The 1013-nt window shown below is 74.7% G+C and carries 1 protein-coding gene; it reads left to right on the top strand.

All coding sequences use genetic code 11. The features are described 5' to 3' along the window. Positions 1-52: 52 nt before the first annotated feature. Positions 53-1013, top strand: a 961-nt coding sequence (locus ACYVE9_RS28230; protein WP_461030725.1) for an MFS transporter, incomplete at its 3' end; no start/stop codon positions are given.

Consider the following 1013-nt stretch of genomic DNA (forward strand, 5'->3'; position numbering starts at 1 on the left):
TGCCCGGCACGGCCGCCGCCGGCAAGACCGCCGTACGCGTCGGGGACGTGGTGTGAGCGTCTCCGGGGAGAGGAGCAGGGCCGCCGTCCGGCCCGGGCGGGCGCCCTGGCGTCGGCTGCCGCCGCTGCTGCGGCTGCTGATCGCCACCCAACTCGCCTTCAACGTCGGGTTCTTCCTCGTGCTGCCCTACCTCGCCCAGTACCTGGGCGGAGTGCTGGGGCTGACCGGGGCCGTCGTCGGCCTGGTGCTGGGACTGCGCACGTTCAGCCAGCAGGGCCTTTTTGTCGTGGGCGGCGCGCTCACCGACCGGATCGGCGTACGTCCGGTGGTCCTCACCGGCTGTGTGCTGCGCATCGCCGGGTTCCTCTGGCTGGGCTGGGCGGAGGGCGTCGGCTCGGTGGTCGGCGCGGTGCTGCTGATCGGTTTCGCGGCGGCCCTGTTCTCCCCCGCCGTGGAGTCGGAGGTCGCCCGGCAGGCCGTCTGCTGGGAGGACGGCGGCAACGGGCCGCGCACCTCGGTGCTGGCCCTGTTCACCGTGGCCGGTCAGCTCGGTGCCTTCGTCGGGCCGCTGCTGGGTGCGCTGCTGCTGACGGTGGACTTCCGCGCCGTGTGCCTCGCCGGTGCCGCCGTGTTCGCGGCGGTGCTCGCCGGGCACCTGGTGCTGCTCCCGCAGCGCGTTCCCGGGCGCCGCACGGTCCGTGGCCGCGGCGCGCTGGCGGCGCTGCTGCGCAACCGTCCGTTTCTCGCGCTGTGCGGCGCCTACAGCGCCTACCTGCTGGCGTACAACCAGCTGTACCTGGCGCTTCCGGCGGAGATCGCCCGCGTCAGCGACTCACCGGCGGTGCTGGCCTACCTCTTCGCGCTCTCCTCGCTGCTGGTGGTGGCCGGGCAGTTGCCGCTGACCCGCTGGGCGGCCGGCCGCCTCGACCTGAGGCGCGGCACGGCCGCCGGGCTGGTGCTCCTGTCCTGCGGCTTCGCCGTGGTCGGTGCGGGCCAGGCCTGGACGGCGGACG

The organism is Streptomyces sparsus, from assembly GCF_054776295.1.